The sequence below is a fragment of the Lentisphaera araneosa HTCC2155 genome (assembly GCF_000170755.1).
GTDB classification, from domain to species: domain Bacteria; phylum Verrucomicrobiota; class Lentisphaeria; order Lentisphaerales; family Lentisphaeraceae; genus Lentisphaera; species Lentisphaera araneosa.
The window spans coordinates 51,946-70,839 of record NZ_ABCK01000019.1 but is presented as its reverse complement, the minus strand read 5'-3'; the positions used below and the strand labels follow the sequence as shown (position 1 = coordinate 70,839).

At 36.8% G+C, this 18,894-nt stretch carries 18 protein-coding genes; 2 read left to right on the top strand and 16 right to left on the bottom strand.

Features of this window, described 5'->3' with window-relative positions:
- Positions 1-7: 7 nt before the first annotated feature.
- The 4 genes from LNTAR_RS17420 to LNTAR_RS17405 form a co-directional block, all read right to left on the bottom strand.
- Positions 8-1,504 carry a sulfatase family protein gene (locus tag LNTAR_RS17420; RefSeq protein ID WP_007280066.1) on the bottom strand — a complete coding sequence of 499 codons (1,497 nt, stop codon included), beginning with the start codon at positions 1,502-1,504 and terminating at the stop codon, positions 8-10.
- A 17-nt stretch (positions 1,505-1,521) separates the two neighbouring features.
- Positions 1,522-3,336: a right-handed parallel beta-helix repeat-containing protein gene (locus LNTAR_RS17415; protein WP_007280065.1), complete on the bottom strand. Its 1,815-nt coding sequence runs from the start codon at positions 3,334-3,336 to the stop codon at positions 1,522-1,524.
- Between the two features lie 12 nt (positions 3,337-3,348).
- Positions 3,349-4,860: an arylsulfatase gene (locus tag LNTAR_RS17410; protein WP_007280064.1), complete on the bottom strand. Its 1,512-nt coding sequence runs from the start codon at positions 4,858-4,860 to the stop codon at positions 3,349-3,351.
- Positions 4,861-5,224: 364 nt separating this feature from the next.
- Positions 5,225-5,968, bottom strand: coding sequence for a 3-keto-disaccharide hydrolase (locus LNTAR_RS17405; protein WP_007280063.1), 744 nt, complete (start codon positions 5,966-5,968; stop codon positions 5,225-5,227).
- Between the two features lie 538 nt (positions 5,969-6,506).
- Here LNTAR_RS17405 and LNTAR_RS17400 point away from each other — a divergent pair.
- Both LNTAR_RS17400 and LNTAR_RS17395 read left to right on the top strand, forming a co-directional pair.
- Entirely contained in the window at positions 6,507-7,259 is a 753-nt protein-coding gene (locus LNTAR_RS17400; protein ID WP_007280062.1) for a type II secretion system protein, read from the top strand.
- A 181-nt stretch (positions 7,260-7,440) separates the two neighbouring features.
- The gene (locus LNTAR_RS17395) at positions 7,441-8,961 is read left to right on the top strand and encodes a hypothetical protein (protein WP_157473661.1); all 1,521 of its coding nucleotides are present in this window, start codon (positions 7,441-7,443) and stop codon (positions 8,959-8,961) included.
- Positions 8,962-9,933: 972 nt separating this feature from the next.
- Here the strand turns inward: LNTAR_RS17395 and LNTAR_RS17390 are convergent.
- The 12 genes from LNTAR_RS17390 to LNTAR_RS17340 all read right to left on the bottom strand — a co-directional run bounded on the left by LNTAR_RS17390 (position 9,934) and on the right by LNTAR_RS17340 (position 18,894).
- On the bottom strand, positions 9,934-10,236 hold the full coding sequence (locus tag LNTAR_RS17390) for a hypothetical protein (protein WP_157473659.1): 303 nt from the start codon (positions 10,234-10,236) through the stop codon (positions 9,934-9,936).
- Positions 10,233-10,550, bottom strand: coding sequence for a hypothetical protein (locus LNTAR_RS17385; protein ID WP_007280058.1), 318 nt, complete (start codon positions 10,548-10,550; stop codon positions 10,233-10,235). The genes LNTAR_RS17390 and LNTAR_RS17385 overlap by 4 nt, the downstream gene beginning before the upstream one ends.
- Positions 10,551-10,633: 83 nt before the next feature.
- Positions 10,634-10,819, bottom strand: a complete 186-nt coding sequence (locus LNTAR_RS17380; protein ID WP_157473657.1) for a hypothetical protein — start codon at positions 10,817-10,819, stop codon at positions 10,634-10,636.
- Positions 10,820-10,980: 161 nt separating this feature from the next.
- Positions 10,981-11,127 carry a hypothetical protein gene (locus LNTAR_RS27295; RefSeq protein ID WP_157473655.1) on the bottom strand — a complete coding sequence of 49 codons (147 nt, stop codon included), beginning with the start codon at positions 11,125-11,127 and terminating at the stop codon, positions 10,981-10,983.
- A gap of 59 nt (positions 11,128-11,186) precedes the next feature.
- Positions 11,187-11,555: a hypothetical protein gene (locus tag LNTAR_RS17375; RefSeq protein WP_007280055.1), complete on the bottom strand. Its 369-nt coding sequence runs from the start codon at positions 11,553-11,555 to the stop codon at positions 11,187-11,189.
- A 33-nt stretch (positions 11,556-11,588) separates the two neighbouring features.
- Positions 11,589-11,957: a hypothetical protein gene (locus tag LNTAR_RS17370; protein ID WP_007280054.1), complete on the bottom strand. Its 369-nt coding sequence runs from the start codon at positions 11,955-11,957 to the stop codon at positions 11,589-11,591.
- Positions 11,958-12,123: 166 nt separating this feature from the next.
- Positions 12,124-13,641 (bottom strand): M56 family metallopeptidase, encoded by a 1,518-nt coding sequence (locus LNTAR_RS17365; protein WP_007280053.1) that lies wholly within the window; start codon positions 13,639-13,641, stop codon positions 12,124-12,126.
- The gene (locus tag LNTAR_RS17360) at positions 13,638-14,006 is read right to left on the bottom strand and encodes a BlaI/MecI/CopY family transcriptional regulator (RefSeq protein ID WP_007280052.1); all 369 of its coding nucleotides are present in this window, start codon (positions 14,004-14,006) and stop codon (positions 13,638-13,640) included. Before LNTAR_RS17360 ends, LNTAR_RS17365 begins: the two co-directional genes overlap by 4 nt.
- Before the next feature lie 252 nt (positions 14,007-14,258).
- The gene (locus LNTAR_RS17355) at positions 14,259-14,573 is read right to left on the bottom strand and encodes a hypothetical protein (protein ID WP_007280051.1); all 315 of its coding nucleotides are present in this window, start codon (positions 14,571-14,573) and stop codon (positions 14,259-14,261) included.
- A 51-nt stretch (positions 14,574-14,624) separates the two neighbouring features.
- Positions 14,625-15,980, bottom strand: a complete 1,356-nt coding sequence (locus LNTAR_RS17350) for a sulfatase family protein (protein ID WP_007280050.1) — start codon at positions 15,978-15,980, stop codon at positions 14,625-14,627.
- On the bottom strand, positions 15,977-17,437 hold the full coding sequence (locus LNTAR_RS17345) for a sulfatase family protein (protein ID WP_157473653.1): 1,461 nt from the start codon (positions 17,435-17,437) through the stop codon (positions 15,977-15,979). The genes LNTAR_RS17350 and LNTAR_RS17345 overlap by 4 nt, the downstream gene beginning before the upstream one ends.
- Complete coding sequence (locus LNTAR_RS17340) at positions 17,434-18,894, bottom strand: sulfatase family protein (protein WP_007280048.1); 1,461 nt, start codon at positions 18,892-18,894, stop codon at positions 17,434-17,436. Before LNTAR_RS17340 ends, LNTAR_RS17345 begins: the two co-directional genes overlap by 4 nt.

The window sequence follows — 18,894 nt, the reverse complement described above, 5'->3', positions numbered from 1 at the left end:
AAATACTTCATTTCCCCTGACGCTTTAATTGCTCATCCCACCACTTTAAATAATCCTCATTACTAATCTGAGGTGACAGGCCTCTCGACTTCATAACTTTGATATAAAAATCCTTGAAAAATTTATCCCAGTAATCTTTGATTAAAGGTGACTCAATCAGTCTTCCCCCGTCATTAGTGTCAACTTCCCATTGATCTAAAGCTTTTCTCAATCTCAGAAGCGTCTGTGAATACTTTTTGTTATCTGCCAAGTTATACACTTCATCCGGATCATTAAGTGTATCATACAACTCTTCCACGGGGCGAGTTTCAGCCATAAACTGCGCTTGGATCTCATTTAACTCACCCTTGGAATGAAGCAACTCCATCAGAGTTAAAACTGGATATTCAAGTTTTTTATAAGCATTAAATTGTGTATAAGGTCTTTCCGGGTAATAATTGCGAATATACTTGAAGCGCTTGTCTCTAACTGCACGAATTTTATCATCTGTTTCATCGCATCTATCGCGTTGTGCATAGACATACTCTCTTTGTAAATTTTCTTGAAGGAAGTTCTGACCCTCAAGGTAATTAGGGGGCTCGACTCCCGCTAAACTCAACGTGGCTGGCATTAAATCTATTAAGCTCACCAGGCGAGACTCAATCTTACCTTTGCTCATACCCTTACCCCAGACAATCAAAGGAACTTTTATTCCTGCATCATAAAGCCACTGTTTCCCTCGTAACATTGGTCGTCCGTGATCCCCAAAGAAGAAAATTACTGTATTTTCCAAAGCTTGAGCTTCTTTCAGTTCCTCGATTAAATTCCCGATTTTCATATCTAGAAATTGTAAGGTCTCTAGGTACAAGGCCCAGTCCCTGCGTGTAATTTCATGATCAGGATAACAAAGAGGAACTTTGACATCATTTGGTGAAATGGGATTAAGCTTATCCGCAATAAAAGTACGGTGCGCTTCCGTGTAATTAATCTGAGCAAAAAAGGGCTTTCCCTTTCTTACACTTTTCCAAGCTGGACCATCCAAAATCTTAAGGTCTGATGGACAGTGAACATAGGCCCCCATAGACGAAGATCTTTCACTATCAGTTTTGTCAAAAACACCTTCAGGTTCCTTAAAATTAAAATCGGTTTTTTGCTTTGGTCCCATTAAAATACAATGATAACCAACATCCTGTAAATAATCACTCAATAGCTTAACTTCTGAGGGTAACTCATGACCATCATTGAGATGTGAGCGGTGATGATGTGCATTTATACTTGATTGATACATCCCAGTAAAGAATGCCGAGCGGGCAGTCGAGCACACAGGAGCGCTTGCAAAGGCATTCGTATATAAGGTTCCTTCACTAGCAAGCTGATCTAAATTAGGTGTCTTTATCAAGTCATTTCCATAGCAGCCAAAGTCGGGACATAAATCTTCCATAACCACCCAGATAATATTAGGTTTTGCTGTATCAGCAAAACTCACATAACTGAAAAATAGAAATAGGTAAGTAAAAATTTTCATTAGATTCTCCCTTCAGATTACCTAATGTTCACTTTTTCGCATTCAGCACTTAAAGAAACATCACTCTGTTGGATTTTTCTACCATACAAAATATTTCCTTCTAGAAGGATATTTTTACACTTTTCAAAATTAAATGCCTTTTGTTCTTTATTGAGAGGTTCAAATGTTCCACTTCTCTTAATTATGTTATTCCTGAAAATCAAGCCATCTACTGATAGTGCTTCAACCATGATGTTATCAAAGGTATTTATTGTGTTATTTTCAAAAACAATATTGCGGTGATAGAAGCCTCTTTTTCTTTTATCTTTGGGGATTTTTGGTGACACCTGAAAAACTGCACCTTTGCCCCCGTAGCACATATCTCCAAACTCATTATTGCGTATAGTCAAGTTCTCTACTTGACCTGCTTCATGCCAAACATGGGTGTCGCCTTCTACGAGAATCCCTGCCATCATTGATGAGAAACGACAATTTTCAACCAAGGCTTTTTTAAAGGTCGTAATCAGAATTGAACGGGCTCTATTTTCTTCTACTACACAATTATCAATGTGTAGCTCAGGCATCCATGTTATATTATTGGCCGCTGTGTCGGTATTTGCCAAATGCTTGACCTTGGATGTGAATTTAACTTCTCGGTAAGTACTGTTATATACTTTAACAGATTCAACAACAGCAGTACCTGATTCAAGTAACTCATCCTGACTGACAAAGCGAAGGTGATCTCCAGTCCTGGCAAAAACAAAACCCTCGTGTTGAAAGTGACTTGTCGAAAAACCAAGAGTGTAATCATCGATAACTTTGGTGACTAAGAGGTAATTGCCGTGAATATTAGTAGCATCATCTAGCATATGCTTAAATGTCGAGTTCTTAATTGTTAATAAGCCTCCACAATTCACAAAATGTGTTGCATCTGCAGTGGTACTAACTGTCCGGCCTGAACCTTCACGAGTGTGCACATTAAACTTATCGAGAGTTATGTTTTTTGTCCGTTCTGCAATCAGCCCCATACTTCCTGCGTGATATACTGTAATATCCTTTAGAGTGATATCGCTGTTATCAAATACTCTAAAGCCGGGCGTTAAACGATTTGTTGTATGTAACCCTTTACAAACAAATACTGATCCCTTCGGTGGTACTGCTTTGATCTTTGTACTTAAACGAAGATGACCATTTGCCAACTTGCGACATTTTATAACACCCCCTCTTCTTCCACCATAAGCAAAACCATACTTCTTTGTATTGTAGATGGGAGCAGACGTATTAGGATCCCATACGATATTTTGGCCGATCTCTTCTTTCCAGCCACGACCATAAAACACCAATTCCTCGTTCTCTATTTCATAAGGGTATTTTTTCTTGTCAATTGTTACATCCCAATACTGACCTTTAACACTGCCGCCCTGGACAAGCATTTCGGAATGAAACGTACGCTTCCAATCGACAGAAAAGTTATGCACCAAAATATTCTCTGAACCTTCGATGACAAAGGGGACTATTCTTCCATGGAAAAAAAACTCAGATCCTCCTCCGTCAACTTCCAGATTTTTGAAATTAAGCAAAGGAAATGCCATACGCTTCATACCGTTATCATTATTAGAGATTGAACAGTATTTTTCTCGTGCATACTCTGGATAAAAATCATAGTCCCCTTTGGGGAAGACGAGTTTCGCACGCTCATATTGACGACAGGCTTCTAAAGCTTTGTAAACTCCAGGGCTCGCATCCTCTCCAGGATAAACGCCGAAGTCCGCTACATTAATAACTTTAATATTACTCGCAAATAAATTCATCGAGCTAAAAATCAGAATAAGAGTTAATAGTTTTTTATACATTTGTTTTCTCACTTAGTTTAAATCTGGGCGTGTTGATTCTAACTGACTCAAAAGTTGCTTTTTTAACTTTTCTGCAAGTTCAGGAAATTGGGCTATAATATTATGACGTTCATCATTATCGCTTCGTAAATCATATAGCTGAAAGAGGTCTCGTTTACGGTCCACTTCGATCAATTTGTACCCCGTTTTACTGATAAGAGCACTCTTCCCCATCTGCCTTTGGTTCTTGCCTATGATCACATAGTCATGTTCTACAAGTTGCTTTTCACTCTTCAAGGTAGGCAAATATGATAATGAATCCTTCCCCTTAGGTACTTCCGCACCACATATCTCGGCTAATGTTGCCATGAAGTCATAATGAGCACTAAGGTGTTTTGTTTCTGTACCTTGTGCAATATTTCCGGGCCATCGCACAATCATTGGCACTTGAACGCCTCCTTGATAAACAGATCTCTTTAGACCTGCACGTGTACCAACGGCATTAAAAACATCACCGAAGTCAGAACTTCTCCATTTGTTATTATCTAAATCAGCTTTTTCACCATTAGCAAGAAGCTGCTTATTAAAAGAACGGGTCGGATCGTAGTATAATTCATGTCCATTATCTGAAGTGAAGAAGATAACTGTTTTGTCATCAATACCTTGTTTCTTGAGCTCTTTGACTATCTCACCAACATGATCATCTAAGATCTTAATCATTGTGGCATATTTTTTTTCCACAAAATTAAGATCAGCACGATCCTTAAATAGCGGATCAATTTCATTAACCGCAATGGGGCCATGTGGTAACTGGGTGGGATGGTATAGAAAAAAGGGACGCGATTTATTTTTTCGTATAAAGCTTAAAATCTTATCCAAAAAAAGATCTTGAGAATACACTGTTCCACCCCAACCTACAGGTTCATCCGAAGCGTCAGACGTTTTTCCACAAGTAGGACTATCATTACCTTCGATTAATATTTTTTTACCATTCTCCCAAAGGTAAGGTGGATAAAATCCATGAGCCCTAACATGATCATAATAACCATAGTGATAATCCCATCCATGGCGCTTCACTCTTTCATCCCATGTTAAAAAGCCACGATCTAACTTCCCTATTTGCCCTGTATAATAACCCGCTTTCGCAGCCATTTGAGCCAAAAACACTTCACTATCATCTATCTTAAGAGAGGTTTTTTTATGCTCCGCAAAGGCCATTTCATACTCAGCCAAAGACATCTGATTCATGTCATATTTAATCGGTAAACCAGCCCGATTATGACTCCATCCACCTAGGCGGCCATCATGTAATCCGCTAAGCAAGGTCCAGCGAGCTGGCGCACAAAAAACTGCTCCATAATAATTATTGAATTTCATCCCTTCTTCTGCCAAGCGATCAATATTTGGCGTATTAATAACCTTTTGACCATACGCTCCTAACATTTCTATACCTAAATCATCGGCAAATATCAAAATAACATTAGGTTTTTCTGTAGCTCCCAAAGAAAAACCCAGAAGTATTAATAATCGTTTTATTATCTTCATCTTAAGACCTTTTTTTCTTTAAGTACACATAGGACAAGGGCAACATGACATCACTGCCAGAAAAAATTCAATAAACCTCACAGGGCGAACAACACTAAGATATTTTTTCGGAAAAGACTAGCTGATAAAATGAGAACGGCATAAAGTAAGATGCTTATAAACTAGTAAATAATTCCTCTATCAAGTAAAGATTTAGGCTTGCTGGGTACATAGAATAAAAAAGCCGCCGTCAGTTCAGCACCTAAATAGGACAATTGGGTATACCTCTTTTAGCAATGAGACCATTTATAAAATGCCCCTTCCTGTAGCCCCCTTCTAAACAAACAAAGACTCATAAAGAGCCAGCGTCAGAAATAATCTATATCTACTCTAGCTCTCTCAGCTTTAATTTGCGGAATCTAACCGTATTCGAGCGATCACCAGAGCTCCTAAACAGTTCACTTCCGTGATGCTGAAGACCTATATAGCCCTCTGAATCTTTAACATCCATAACGTGAGTAGTGAGAATATCGTTAACAAAAATCTTTATATCGCTACCACGACATTCTATGCGGTATTTATTCCACTCTAAGTGCTTATATGCACTAGATCGCTCTGCGGTCCACTCTGGACTGTAGTTATTTTTGAAATCAGAATCAGGATTAGAGCGTTTCTTATGCTTAGGGTGAAGCCAAGCTCTTCGCCCTTGATCATAAAGACCACCACTCCATTTTCGACTAGAGGTATCCACTTCAGCTTGGTAGCCAACAGCTACAGAACCGGATTCATCTTTTTTTATTTGAGCACGAAAAATTACCCCAGAATTTGAAAGCTCTTTCACATCGGGCATTTTTACTTCCAACTCAAGTATAAAGTTTTTATAAGTCTTTTTTGTTAAATAAAACCAATTCTTACCACTCGACATTAAGCGTATCTCCTCACCAAAAAGCTTTGCTTCTCCATGCGGATATATATTCTGCCAAGCAGAAAGATCCCATTTAGTTAAAAGACCTAATTGGGGCGTAGAAGCTGGGCTATCGACGCCATTTGCCACTTGGCTATGGGCACAAATATTAAAGAAAATAACCGTAAGGGTACATAGTAGTTTAGTTTTTATGAGATTTTTCATATTATCAATATCCTTTTTAAATTATCGATACCTAACAACAAACCATCAATCGGCAAACCTACATTTAAGCTACCGTACTGAGGGGTTAATACTGAGTTAGATTTTATGTAAAAAAAGTACACATAGACTACCTACGTACTTACAAAATACATAAAGAAACTAACATAATCGATAGATCCACGCCCCCTTAAGAACATTCAGTTGGCGGATTAAACCAAACAAATATAACACAAAACTAAAAATCCAATAAAATCCCCCGGGGCAAGCCCTTCCGCTTAGACGGGCCATCGCTATGCCAAGCGGGGTATCTTCATTCTGGTCATATACCTAACATCCACCCACGGGTCGGGCAATTAAAGCCATCAAAGATTAAATAATCTTCGAAAACGGGCTTAGGCCTACAATTAAACAGAGGTGAAAAGTGACTTAGATGAGAAAATATGTCTGTGTCTGTGTCAGTTTATAAAAAATGATGTGTACTTCCTTGAAACGGTTCATCGATGAAAGTATTTTAACACTAGAAACATAATGAGGCACCATGAAAAAATTTACCCTGATAGAATTATTAGTAGTTATTGCTATTCTCTCTGTGTTAGCATCACTATTATTACCAGTTCTTTCCAGAGCTCGAAAAGCTGCAATTAGTAGCGTCTGCTTAAATAATTTTCGTCAACTAGGCACTGCGATGTCCATGTACTGTGGTGACAATTCAAGTAACTTCACAGCTCCTCCCGATGAAAGTCACCCATGGGATGAACTATTAAAGACATACGACGGACAAACTAGAAATACCAATACTTATTTTCATGAAGAATATGGAACGTCATTAAAACTCTACCACTGTCCTTCGGACAAAGTAATTAATGATGACGAACGCATCTTAAGATCATACCTTATTAATACCGGAGTTGACAACAGAACAGTAGTTCAAAATAAAAAGAAAAAGGGCTTATCTACAGGTGGTGGCCCAGTTGAAAAAGGTTCATACCCCCAGTGGTCAATGAAAAGTTCCCAAGTAAGATCTCCTCAGACAGCTATCTTATTAGGTGAGATAAATCCAGACGACATTGATAGAGCAGTTTTGGGATGGTCGGTCTCAGAAGGTTTAAGTCTTGACTCTGTTCGAGCTACAAGCTTCTCAAAAAAACACGACAAATACCTATTTGCTAATTACCTCTTTGTAGATGGTCATGTGAGCCCCACCAGTTTATTTCAGGTAATGTCTGAATCAGGTTCTGATCCAATGTCTAGCACTAATAAAACAGGTACATTACTTGATTGCCAGGACTAATACTTGATATTCTCGATACGAAACGAGGTGTTTACTCCTCTAGTAACCCCTCCACGGACTTAGGTGTGTGGCCAATGATATATAGGGGCTTTACGGTGTTTTATGGCTAATAATAAAAGTTAATAAATACATCAACAATACTTAAATAATAAAGAGATAATTAAGAATCATGAAATTTTTAATGACATTAATAATCAGTATGTCACCTATTTTTTTAAATGCAGGAACTTGGAAATCGTATGAAGTTACTTACGGATTTGACCCTGAGTTTAAAAATGGTCCTGAATTTCTAGCCGAATGGAAAAAGCGTGACCAAACAGTGTTTAAAACAAAAACGATTACACTAAAAATCCCTAGTGATATGAAGCCTGGCGAGAGAATTCGCGGTGTTATTGCTAGCAATAGATCATTTGAGGATTTTGCCCATAAAAACCGAATTGCCATGTATGATAAAACAGGGAATTTACCTTATGGTGGCCCACATAAAACAATGCTAAAGGAAGCGGCTAAGCTCACTGGCCACCCTGAACTAGAACATGCGGGAGCTATTGTTTACGGTACTAGTAATGGTGGTCGATTTGCCGCTCATTTCGCCCATTTTTGGCCCCATAGAACTCTGGCTGTTATCTTGGATCATTCTTGGACTAGCGGTTCTCCAAATAAGAAAGTTAGTACTTATGAATATGCACAACTCCCTATCTCTTTAGGTGTGCCATACTTTTTTAACTCGTCTCAAAAAGATGCAAAAGGAAATAAAGACCGTCGAAAACTTCACCATTCTTGGTGTAAAAGTGCAACGAAATCAGGCCAAGCCTGCACTGCGGTAATTTCCTGGGAAGATGTTGGGCATGGAGAACCTGGTGATAGAACACTTCAAGGAGTTTGGTTAGAAGATGTAATGACATTACGTGTGCCGGCTGTCATCCCAATGAATGGAAAACCCTATCAATTGCTGAAGGTTAATCCCAAAACACAAGGGGGGCATATGTCCGTGAAGATTTTCACAAAAGGTTTGATATCTCATTACTCAGATATAGCCGTAGGCCCTATAAAAAAAATCAAACCTGTCACTTGTTGGCTCCCGGGAGCCAAATCAGCTGCCTTGACCTTGGAGTGGCTGAAAAAAAATAAGGGGAAAGTTAAACGTGATTTTAGTCAAGATATAATCACAGCACCCCAATATCAAAATCTCAAACCGTACAATATGACTATATATAAATTTCTAAAAACCGGGAAATACAATTCGGCTTATAAGCAAATCAAAAAGACTCCCGAGCCGGATGATATCTTCCAGAAACAGTCTTACCAGTCATTAAAAAATCAGGTTGCCGATAAAATTCGCACACAAATTAAGCAGATTATGTTACTGCAAAAAGTGGGGGATGTATATCAACTGCAGGTGTTTTTACGTACGGGTAGCAATTTCAGAGGGATACCACCCTATGATGACCAGGCCTCTAAAGCAGTAGCTCTATTAAAAAGTAAAGAAGTACAGAAAGATTTAGTCTCTGGTCGCCAGTTTTATTACACGCTGGCTAAAATGAATAAAAAACGCAGTATGAACGACATTAAAATTTTTGCTAAAATCAGTCAAAGTAATCCCGACTCCCTGTATGCTAAAATGGCTAAAGTCGTTTCAGACAGATTAAGTGATGATCTCAATGCGCCTTTAGATATTGAATCCATACGGGCTCAGTTATAAAGTAAATCCTACAAAGTACAATTCAGTGCTTTGAGCCATAATACCACAAAGACATACGAATAACCTTAACTTTTGGTAGTAAAACTCTTATACTTGAACATAATGTTTAAAATGAGCTCATTACTGGAATTCGGTACTTCCAAGATATCTTCCGATTACAAGACCTTAACTTAAGGTATATCACTTGATCTAATGCTCTAAGCCAATCGTAATAATTGCCAAAAAAGATTTTGAAAATTGGATTTAACCTGTTGTCCTCATTCGTAACGTTTTGAACTGTGATATGCATTCACAGCCTTCTACCTCAAGTCATATTTCAGCATCACCTGAGCTCGCTCTTGAGTGATCTGATCTAAGATATTCATTCCTATATCAGCGATACTTTATGACCTGACTACTCCATAGTAGCAATTTCATTTTGTGTTTCTCATTATAGTACACTTGCTGTGTTAATTTACAGCTTAATTAACATCAGCTTATATTCATATTTATTCCCGGCGACAACTTCACAAAGACCTTATTTTTAAATCCCCTGTTTTTCTAGTAATGAAAATGTATAAAGAATCTTTGAGTTTTCGTCATAAGATTCATGTTGTAAGCTAGACACCAAATCAACAGTTTGTTTATCACCCTAAACGCTATGGCGGATGGGTAAACTGGAAAAATACTACCCCATTTACTACAATGATTTATATATGATTTAACAGTAGATTCGAGTAGAATTTTCTCTAAGACCCCTGCTTCAAAGATAAGATCTTGTATAGTATCATAAGAGGCGTGATAGGAACCAGTCCTTGTAAGAAGCTCGCCTAAAAAAACTTCAGTAGTTACTGAGGAAGCTAAGGGTTTGGTGAGATTAAAAATCTTTAAAACCTTCACCTATTATTAGCTACATAAAACTTTTAAATATTAGGGTACTTCCAAATTTAATACCTAGAGTATGGAACATATTACTTACTATAAAATCATAAATCAAAAACTTGGTTTTTTTAGCTTTTCTAGATCTTTTCGCAAATAGTCCATTCCTTTATGGCGAGATAAAAACTCATCTGCACGCTGCTTATCATGAGACACCCAATGTTGGTAAATTTGTTTTACATGGTAGCGCTTATCTCTTCGATCTGGGAGTCGGTCAACCCATTTTGATGCTAAGGCCGGATCTCGCCATGCTGCGGTCTCCAGGAAATGCTCTACGACTTTAACATTATCACGGCTGTTTGAATCATCGAGCCATTTAGCTGCTTTAGCTGGATCTGTTCTTGTCCATTTATTCATAATATCCATGACTTCCTCTTCATCTTTTTAGCTGAGTTTTGCAGGTACCAGTCTATAGCTTTATCTGAGTCTTTTTGAAGCCAACTATCCAAAATTTGCGATGACGCATCCTTATTTTTTTCACCACTTAAACTCATGGCCCATGCGGCGGCCTCTTCAGGTCGTTTCTTTACCCACAGATCTAAAGCATCCTTCCTATTGGCGCGTGATGATATCAAGCCTAAGTTATCATTTAAAAAGTATTCAAACTCATCTTTTGTACTTAGCGTACTTATAATACCGCCTAAGGCAATAGTTTTATTTGTACCCGACAAATCGACTTTTTTTAAGTGTTCAAAAACTTCCTCAATACTCGAGTTGGATAATCCTCCAAATATTGGACCTAAGCTAACTGACGCTACTTCACTGAGTCCACCATCACTATTTTTTTATTTATACACCAATCCAAGGCTGCTAAGGGATCATCCTTAGTCCAAGAAGACATGATTGCAGATATCGCGGAATAGCCCTCTTTCTTTCCCTTAACATTTGTTTCAAAATAATTGATTGCGGCTTGTGGGTTCAGTTCTGCGTATCTACTCAATAGCATCTCCATAGATTCAAGTGTTAGTTCAAAATCGTCAAATTCATTAAGGCTCAATAATGCACTTTCCAGTTCATTTTCATTTAGGCTATTTGTTCAACCGTATAACTCGGTTTTTCTAGCATAGTCAAAACGATCGATTGACTGGCCTAACATACTTTTTACTGCCAATAATGATGATAAGTTATTTTTTTACGTAGTACTTTCGTTTGGGCACCACGGTTTTTCTCGATTGATTTATTATTCACCCTTTGAATAGCATGCTTATTTTGTATATCTAAAACTCTACCTTGTTCCAAAGTACTCATATCCTTCCATAACGGTTGAATTCAATGGCGGCGGAACGATGTCACACTGGAATGAATGGTTAAGAAATAATTTTGTTTTTAATCGCTTTTTTGAATAAGTCTGCTAATTCTGAAACTGTTGAATATAGTTTTTCTTCTGTGATATACCCTGAAACATCAAACTCTAGTTTCATACTTCTTTTTTGCCTTGTATCCGTAAGCTCAATTGATACACAAAATTCTTCTTCATCAGTAAAACCATCTAAAGTCATAATTTCTATTAGAAGATCCTCATCATCAACCTCAAAGTCAACTTCTTCAATTTCCTCAACCTGTAGGTTGATCCTTTGATCTTCGAATATTCTACTGACTATTTGTTTAATTTTTTTGTAATCAAATTCTACTTCTTCAATGGTCAGCACCAATACTGTTTTTAATATCTTTTGCATTATTATTCCTTTCTTAACGACCGAGGTTAATTTTTATACCATAGTAACAAACGTACCAAAAAATAGTGATAACGCATATGCTTCTGCTAAATTTATTTCTTGCCATCCTGACAATCTGCTGATTAGTCGATTCCACAAAGATCGAGTAATTAACATTGAAATGAAAACGCTAATTATTAGGCATAAGACAATAGCTAATAATGCTACAAATAGATTTGTCACACCGAGATCTTCAATTAATAACTTAGGTGAATCAGCTTCTGTTAAAGGCGCTAATACTATGATATAAGCCATAAATGCAAATGTCATGGCAATATTATATTTTATGCTTACAGGTTTCGCATTTGCGTTCATTGTTGGGTTTCCGTTTTCTTTCATTGTTTCTATTGTTTTTTCGTTCATGTTTCCTTCCCTTTATTTTTTAATCTAAGCAAGCTGTACAAAAACAGATCGCACCAGCAATAATAACTTTTTTCATAAAGTCTCCAAGTTCACCTTTTCTTAAAAAGGCTAATCAATTAAATACAACTTCTGTATTCACACTACAGAAGTTGTAACTATTCTTACATCAATTCACGGCAAAATTTATTGTTGCCGTTTCTCCTCCACAGTTTAATGTGACTTTGTTAGTGAGTCCTCTTTTCAGTACTGATGAGAATACAACTTCATTGATTTGTATTGGAGTAGAAATAGTTTCTCCTGATGTACGAACTAAACCCAAATCGCCACTGAGTACTTCCCGGTTTATTAACTTTCCACTGATATGAACATCTCCGTTCTCTAAAGATTTAAGTGTATAATTTAATATATAACCAAATTCAATCGGATCTCCAAATTTTGGCATGGGCAACCCTTTCTTACGCGTCCAACTCACAGGAATTTTCCTCTCTCGATAAATCCCAAGGTCATTTTGATACCCCTCTTTAATAGTAAGAGGTCGAGCTGTGAACACAACTTCTACTCCGACTGACATATCAACAGTCATAATAAACTCCTCTACTGGAGTTGTAGGCGATTCTTTCTCGTCAGACGGAGCAAAGTATTCTGTGACTTTTTTCACAAGTGGAAAGCTCTCTGTACGGGCTGAGGTTTCTGCTGCAGTACATGTTAAAGTCGCACCAAGAGCAATTGCTAAAGGTAAATTAAACCTATTCGTTTTTTTCTTAATCATTTTCATTCTCCTTATTATTATGTTTTTGTTTCCTATTAACTGAATCAAGCCTTGATCCAGATAAAGCTTCTTTGTATTTAGGTTTTCTAAGACCTTAATTAAGGTGGCTCCATAAGCTTTGAAAGAACCGAGGATTCCAGTGACACAAGCATCGCAGCGCCCCTCTACCAACTCTTCTGTCTTAAATTTAAAAAACCACAAAAATGGATTGTACCAATTAAGAACTAGAGTCAATAAGTATATATAACTCCACCAATTATCTCTTTTTTTTAGGTGAACTAATTCGTGTAAAAACACATGCTTCAATTCTTCTTCATTTAAAATTTCCAAGAGATTAACCGGCATGATTACTTCTGGTCTAAGCAAGCCATAAAGAGATGGACTTGGCACATACTTAGTTTGACTTACTGAAACTTTATGTGAATAATTCACCTTCAATTTACATTCTTCAAATAAAGAAAGGATATTGCTGTCTGTAATGGGCGTACGAAGGCGTAACCTTTTTTTTTGCTTAAAATTCAAAAAATACACCCCTAATGCTACGACAATAAAACCACATAACCAAAAGTTAAATAAAAAATCTAATAGAGTAAAGGAAGGTGATAACGAGGGTTTTTCAGTGGGTTTTTCAGTGGGTTTTTCAGTGGATTTTTTTGAATACGGCACATGCTTTGTACCTTTTGTAAAAATCTCTTTTACAACCACATTTTTATCTATCACCGAATAGTTACTAGGCCAATAACCAACAACTAAATATCCTAAATATAAGCCAGGAAGCAGAAACCTAAGGTATACTAACTTATGTAACAATAACTTAGCAGAACTATTTAAATACTGGTTCATCAACAACAGGACCATAGTAACTAAAAACAGTAAGATAGTCCCTTGTACAAACGACTCGAATATGTAGTTCATATTCGATCGTCTTCATCTAATATCTTACGCAGCAAATCGGCTTCAGTCTTCGATATTCGTTTGCTATCCGCAAAATGCACTAGCATTGGTTTCAATGCACCACCAAAAAACTTATCTAAGATACCGTGACTTAAATCAGCTAAAAATTCATCTTCACTGACCTTAGCAAAATAACTATATGAACTCGCCTTTTTAACAACACCCAAAAAATCTTTTTTTACTAAGCGACCAAGTAATGTTCGTATTGTCTTAGGGCTCCAATCTACCTTATCAGACAAAAGTAAGACAATTTCTTTTGATGACAGTTCACAATTTGACGACCAGATTACCTGCATGACAACAGTTTCTGAATTTGAAATACTCACATTAACTCCTTGGATTACAGTTGTAGTCCTATAGACTACACATGTAATCCACGAATTCAACCTCAAAGTATTATATTTATGTTATATTATTGAAAGTTTATCAATCCAGCAACGCTAAAATATAATTGGATTATATATAATCAGATATAATTCTCCATCTCCAGACTGAGATATCGGCTACCGCATTCAAAACAACAAGTAATTTTACAGCTTTCAACTCCAAATAAAGTTAGTGAACATTTACGCTATAATTTAAAAATGGCTTCCGCCTATAAGGACATTAAATAAGAGCATTAGTGCATAAGATTCTGCCAGATCAATTTCTCTACAATCCGTTAAACTAACAATTAGCCTGTTCCATAGAGAGTGAATTATAAACATTGATAAAACAACCGCAATCATAAAGCATCTCAAAGCAATCATAAACGCCTTCACTTCATCATTAGGATACCATTCCTCGATTAAAAGCATTGGTGTTTCCGCATTACCTAATGGGCTCAAAAGTAAATAATATAAAATGACTGCAGCTGTCATTATCAAATTATATTTAGTTGTAACTTCTTTCATCTTATAATTCTCCAATTACATTAATCGTCATCACCAATTTTTATTCAAGTACTAATTGTCATCTCCCATTTCCTGCATTAATTGCTCAAGTTTTTCCTTTAAGATTTTAGTTTTTTCTTTATACTCAGGATTCATTATTAAATCATTCATTTCAAGTCGATCTTTTTTAATATTAAAAAGCCTATAAACATTGATTTTAGGATAGAAAATTAATTTGTAATCGCCATCTAGAACCATTCTTTGAAAGTCAATATATTTCCCATAAATTAAATCATACTGCGTTTTTCTATCGCCTCTAATAAGTCCCATAAGACTTTTAAAGTCGACATATTCTGGTTTTTCAACACCAGCTAACTCGAGTGTTGTAGGCATAATATCTTGAAGATAAATCGGAGTCTCAAATACGCTGCCTTTTTTCATTTTAGGTCCTGCTATAAAAAAGGGCACACGCATACTATGCTCATACATACTTTGCTTCCCCACTAAACCATGATTCCCGACAGCAAGTCCATGATCCGCGGTAAAGATAATATAGGTATTATCAGCCTTACCACTTAGCTCTATAGCCTTTAAGATACGACCTATTTGCTGATCCATATGCGTCGCCAAAGCAAAGTATTCTTGGCGATGTACTTTAACTGCAAAATCAGTTCTCGGTGTGGGCATAAGCCTTTCATCTCTCAACCTTTTAGGATCACAGCCTATTTCTGTATCATATGGATAGTTTGCCAAGAAGTTTTTAGGTACATCCATATCTTCTAAAGGGTACATATCTATAAATTCCTTCGGAGCTTGACGAGGATCATGAGTTGCATTGAAGGCGATGTACATGAAAAATGGTTTATTAACATTTTTGGCACGCTCTATAAAGTCAATACTATTATTCGCTACTACTTCCGACCAGTGAGTACCCCCTTCCCAAAAACCACCGCGTGATTTATCCCAAGGCTTCCAGCCATTCTTATAATCATCTAAACTTTTAGGTCGGTTATAACCTGAGCCATTTGGCATCCCTCCTCGCTCATCTTTAACGACATCAAATCTAGGTGCGCCTGGTACGTGCCATTTCCCTGTCATATATGTTTCATAGCCCGCTTGTTTCATATACTCTGACCAATGAGGCTTCTTCTTGATTGCTACTTTTGCATGGTTAACAAATGTACCTGAGTTCAACATGGCGCGGCTCGCAGCACAAACGGCTCCACTCCAAGCTCCCATATTATAGGCTCTAGTAAAACTTACGCCACTTTTTGCTAGCTTATCTAAATTTGGTGTTTTACAATTATAAATCCCATGTAAACCAGTGGCATCTATACTCATATCATCTGCAAATATAAAAACTATATTGGGCTTTTCTGATGCAATAAGACTAATTGAAAAGCTAAATAATATCACTAAAAACTTCATTGTTTGTTCCTTTTTCTATTTTTCTTTATACCCATTTTTTTTACACCTGACTCAGTTAATTGTAGCTCTTTAAGTTTTCGCTGAAGAACAACTTCTGCCGACGCTATCTTTGCAGCATAATCAGGATTTTTGTGCTCACTTTTATTCTGCCATGGATCTTTCAGGTTATCATAAAATTCAAAATCCATAGACTCATGAAATTTCACATATGTGTACTCTTTAGTTTTTATTCCGTAATGATTAGGATTTGATGTATAGTTATACCAAATAGCTTGGCGCCAATCATTTACTTCTTCTCCCTTTAACAAAGGAAGCATACTTACTCCCTCCATTTCAGATGGAGGGGTGGCTCCTACTAAGTCTAACAAAGTTGGAGCTATATCAATATTTGAACACAATTCAAAATTCTTATTATTTTTAATCAGCTTTGGGTAGGAAATAATGAAGGGCATTTTAATTGATTGGTCTAGTATTAATCTCTTATCATATAAGCCATGTTGACCTAGCCAATAGCCCTGATCTGAACCATAAATAACAATCGTGTTATCATTCAGATTATTATGTTCTAAATAATCGAGAACACGGCCGACATTTTCATCAACTGCAGTTATACATCTAATGTATTTTTTACTCATGTGTTGGTAGGCGGCACTCACCTGACCTGTCCAAGTATCGACTCCATCTTTACTCATTTCAGGTGTTGTAGATTTATACTGCCTTCTAAAATAGGAACGTGCTTTGGCCATTTGCCCAAAACAGCGATTTTTAAGCATTGGACTACTTTTAGTAAGGTCTTCATATAAATTAAGCGGTTCGGGTATCTGCGAATTTTCTAATAAAGATTCGTAGCGTTCCGGATAGTCGTAGGGGTAATGAGGTGCTTTAAAATTCAGCATTAACATGAACGGATCTGCGCTCTTATGTTTGCTTAACCATTCCAGGGCTTGATCTGTATATACATCAGTACTATAACCAGCCGTTTTTACAGTTTGGTTTTGTTCATCTAAAAACGAAGGATTAAAATACTCTCCTTGGTCATCTACTATTTTAAATTTCTCAAAGCCTTCTGGCAAGGAGTCTAAATGCCATTTTCCAACTAAATAGTTTTGGTAACCGAAAGCTTGTAACTCCTTGGGTAGCCATGGTGAACCTGCCTTTATTTTACCATGTAACTTCATCACTCCGTTCGTATGATTATACTGACCTGTTAATATACTCGCACGACTAGGGCTACATATAGAATTATTTACGCACATATTATGGAACGTCATACCTGACTTTGAAATCCTATCTATATTTGGCGTTTTTGCATGATCTTTTAACCATGAGCCATACGCAGAAATTGCCTCCAAAGCATGATCATCACTTAGTATAAAAACGATATTTGGTTTTTGAGGGTTAGCTAAAACAACAACGTGGCTCAGCATATAGATATAAGATAAGTACCTTAAAATCACTTTTGAGATCTATTAGATTTTGCTGTATTTGGATAGCCCTTTTTATGGACTTTGGATGGACGGGTAGCTTTTCTATCCCATGGGTTGGGTTTGCGCACAGTATATTTAGGATCTTGATCATATTCGGGAAACACATCAATCTTTTCACTTAAATCCTGTAAAATTGATTTATATTCTGGATTATCTATGAGGTTAAGCTTCTCTTCAGGATCATTCTTCAGATCAATTAATTTTACCACTTCACGATTTGAATCAATGAAAATCTTATAACGTTCATTCCGTAAAACCCTATCGCGAAAATAGAACTTATTTTCTATACCTTTATGGGTAAAGACTCCTGGTTCTGAGCCCATTGCCATTACCCAAGTTCTTGTTCCCTTCGTAGTATTTAGAAAAACCTCCTTAGCTGATAGACCATCATAAACATAAGATTGATCTGGTGTGACTCCGGCAAAATCTGCGAAGGTCTGATGCATATCTGTAAAATCGACTAATGCGTCTGTTGTCTTACCTTGGGGAATTAAACTAGGGCAACTGACTATAAATGGTGTATTTACACCGTTTTCAGTTGTCTGCATTTTCCCACCTTTAACAAGTTTTCCATGGCGTGTATTATTTATTTTAGTTGACGTACCGTTATCACTTGTCCAAACCACGATAGTGTTTTCTCTAAGCCCTAAGTTAGTTAGGTGATCAATTAATTTCCCGGTAAGATGGTCTATATACTTAACCATAGCTTTATGCTTGCTATACTTATCTTTAACACCTAACTCTAAGGGAGTGTTTACAAATGGTGAGTGCGGTAACACCATGGGATAATAAATAAAAAACGGATTTTCTTTATTTTCTGTAATGAAATTTAAAACAAATTCATTAAAAACATCTGGTCCAAATTTATCTTTATAAACCATCGTACCCTTTTTTGTGTGAATATAAGGATTCCAATAACGTTTTGAGCTTTTAAATGTATGAGATTTATCTTTTGCTGATTCAGCACCAGTCCACATGCAATATTCATCAAAGCCATGTTTAACCATAGCATCCGGTTGAAGTCGAAAGTCATTGATTTGCCATTTACCTGCAACGGCAGTTTTATATCCCGCAGACTTTAAAGTTTTCGCAATAGAGGGGTTGTTATCCCAATCAAAATAACCCACCCCCCAACGAGGTACATCAAAGTGATTTACCCAACCATTTCTAAAAGGGTACTGACCAGTTATTAATGCAACTCGACTAGGTGTACACTGAGGCATAGAGTAGGCATTTTCAAACATCAAGCCTTCGGCGGCTAACTTATCTATACGAGGAGTTTCAATATTTTCGCCACCATAACAACTTATCCATTCTTTTCCTAAGTCGTCTAATAAAACAAAAATAATATTTGGTTTCTCTAAAATATTTTGTGCCTTTAAATTAAAAAATGTCGAAAAAATAATGACAGATATAATTAGTCTCAT

Excerpts from the sequence above, each read along its gene's own strand:
- LNTAR_RS17420 (WP_007280066.1), bottom strand. The coding sequence starts at position 1,504 with ATGAAAATTTTTACTTACCTATTTCTATTTTTCAGTTATGTGAGTTTT.
- LNTAR_RS17415 (WP_007280065.1), bottom strand. The coding sequence starts at position 3,336 with ATGTATAAAAAACTATTAACTCTTATTCTGATTTTTAGCTCGATGAAT.
- LNTAR_RS17410 (WP_007280064.1), bottom strand. The coding sequence starts at position 4,860 with ATGAAGATAATAAAACGATTATTAATACTTCTGGGTTTTTCTTTGGGA.
- LNTAR_RS17405 (WP_007280063.1), bottom strand. The coding sequence starts at position 5,968 with ATGAAAAATCTCATAAAAACTAAACTACTATGTACCCTTACGGTTATT.
- LNTAR_RS17400 (WP_007280062.1), top strand. The coding sequence starts at position 6,507 with ATGAAAAAATTTACCCTGATAGAATTATTAGTAGTTATTGCTATTCTC.
- LNTAR_RS17395 (WP_157473661.1), top strand. The coding sequence starts at position 7,441 with ATGACATTAATAATCAGTATGTCACCTATTTTTTTAAATGCAGGAACT.
- LNTAR_RS17390 (WP_157473659.1), bottom strand. The coding sequence starts at position 10,236 with ATGAATAAATGGACAAGAACAGATCCAGCTAAAGCAGCTAAATGGCTC.
- LNTAR_RS27295 (WP_157473655.1), bottom strand. The coding sequence starts at position 11,127 with ATGAGTACTTTGGAACAAGGTAGAGTTTTAGATATACAAAATAAGCAT.
- LNTAR_RS17375 (WP_007280055.1), bottom strand. The coding sequence starts at position 11,555 with ATGCAAAAGATATTAAAAACAGTATTGGTGCTGACCATTGAAGAAGTA.
- LNTAR_RS17370 (WP_007280054.1), bottom strand. The coding sequence starts at position 11,957 with ATGAACGAAAAAACAATAGAAACAATGAAAGAAAACGGAAACCCAACA.
- LNTAR_RS17365 (WP_007280053.1), bottom strand. The coding sequence starts at position 13,641 with ATGAACTACATATTCGAGTCGTTTGTACAAGGGACTATCTTACTGTTT.
- LNTAR_RS17355 (WP_007280051.1), bottom strand. The coding sequence starts at position 14,573 with ATGAAAGAAGTTACAACTAAATATAATTTGATAATGACAGCTGCAGTC.
- LNTAR_RS17350 (WP_007280050.1), bottom strand. The coding sequence starts at position 15,980 with ATGAAGTTTTTAGTGATATTATTTAGCTTTTCAATTAGTCTTATTGCA.
- LNTAR_RS17340 (WP_007280048.1), bottom strand. The coding sequence starts at position 18,894 with ATGAGACTAATTATATCTGTCATTATTTTTTCGACATTTTTTAATTTA.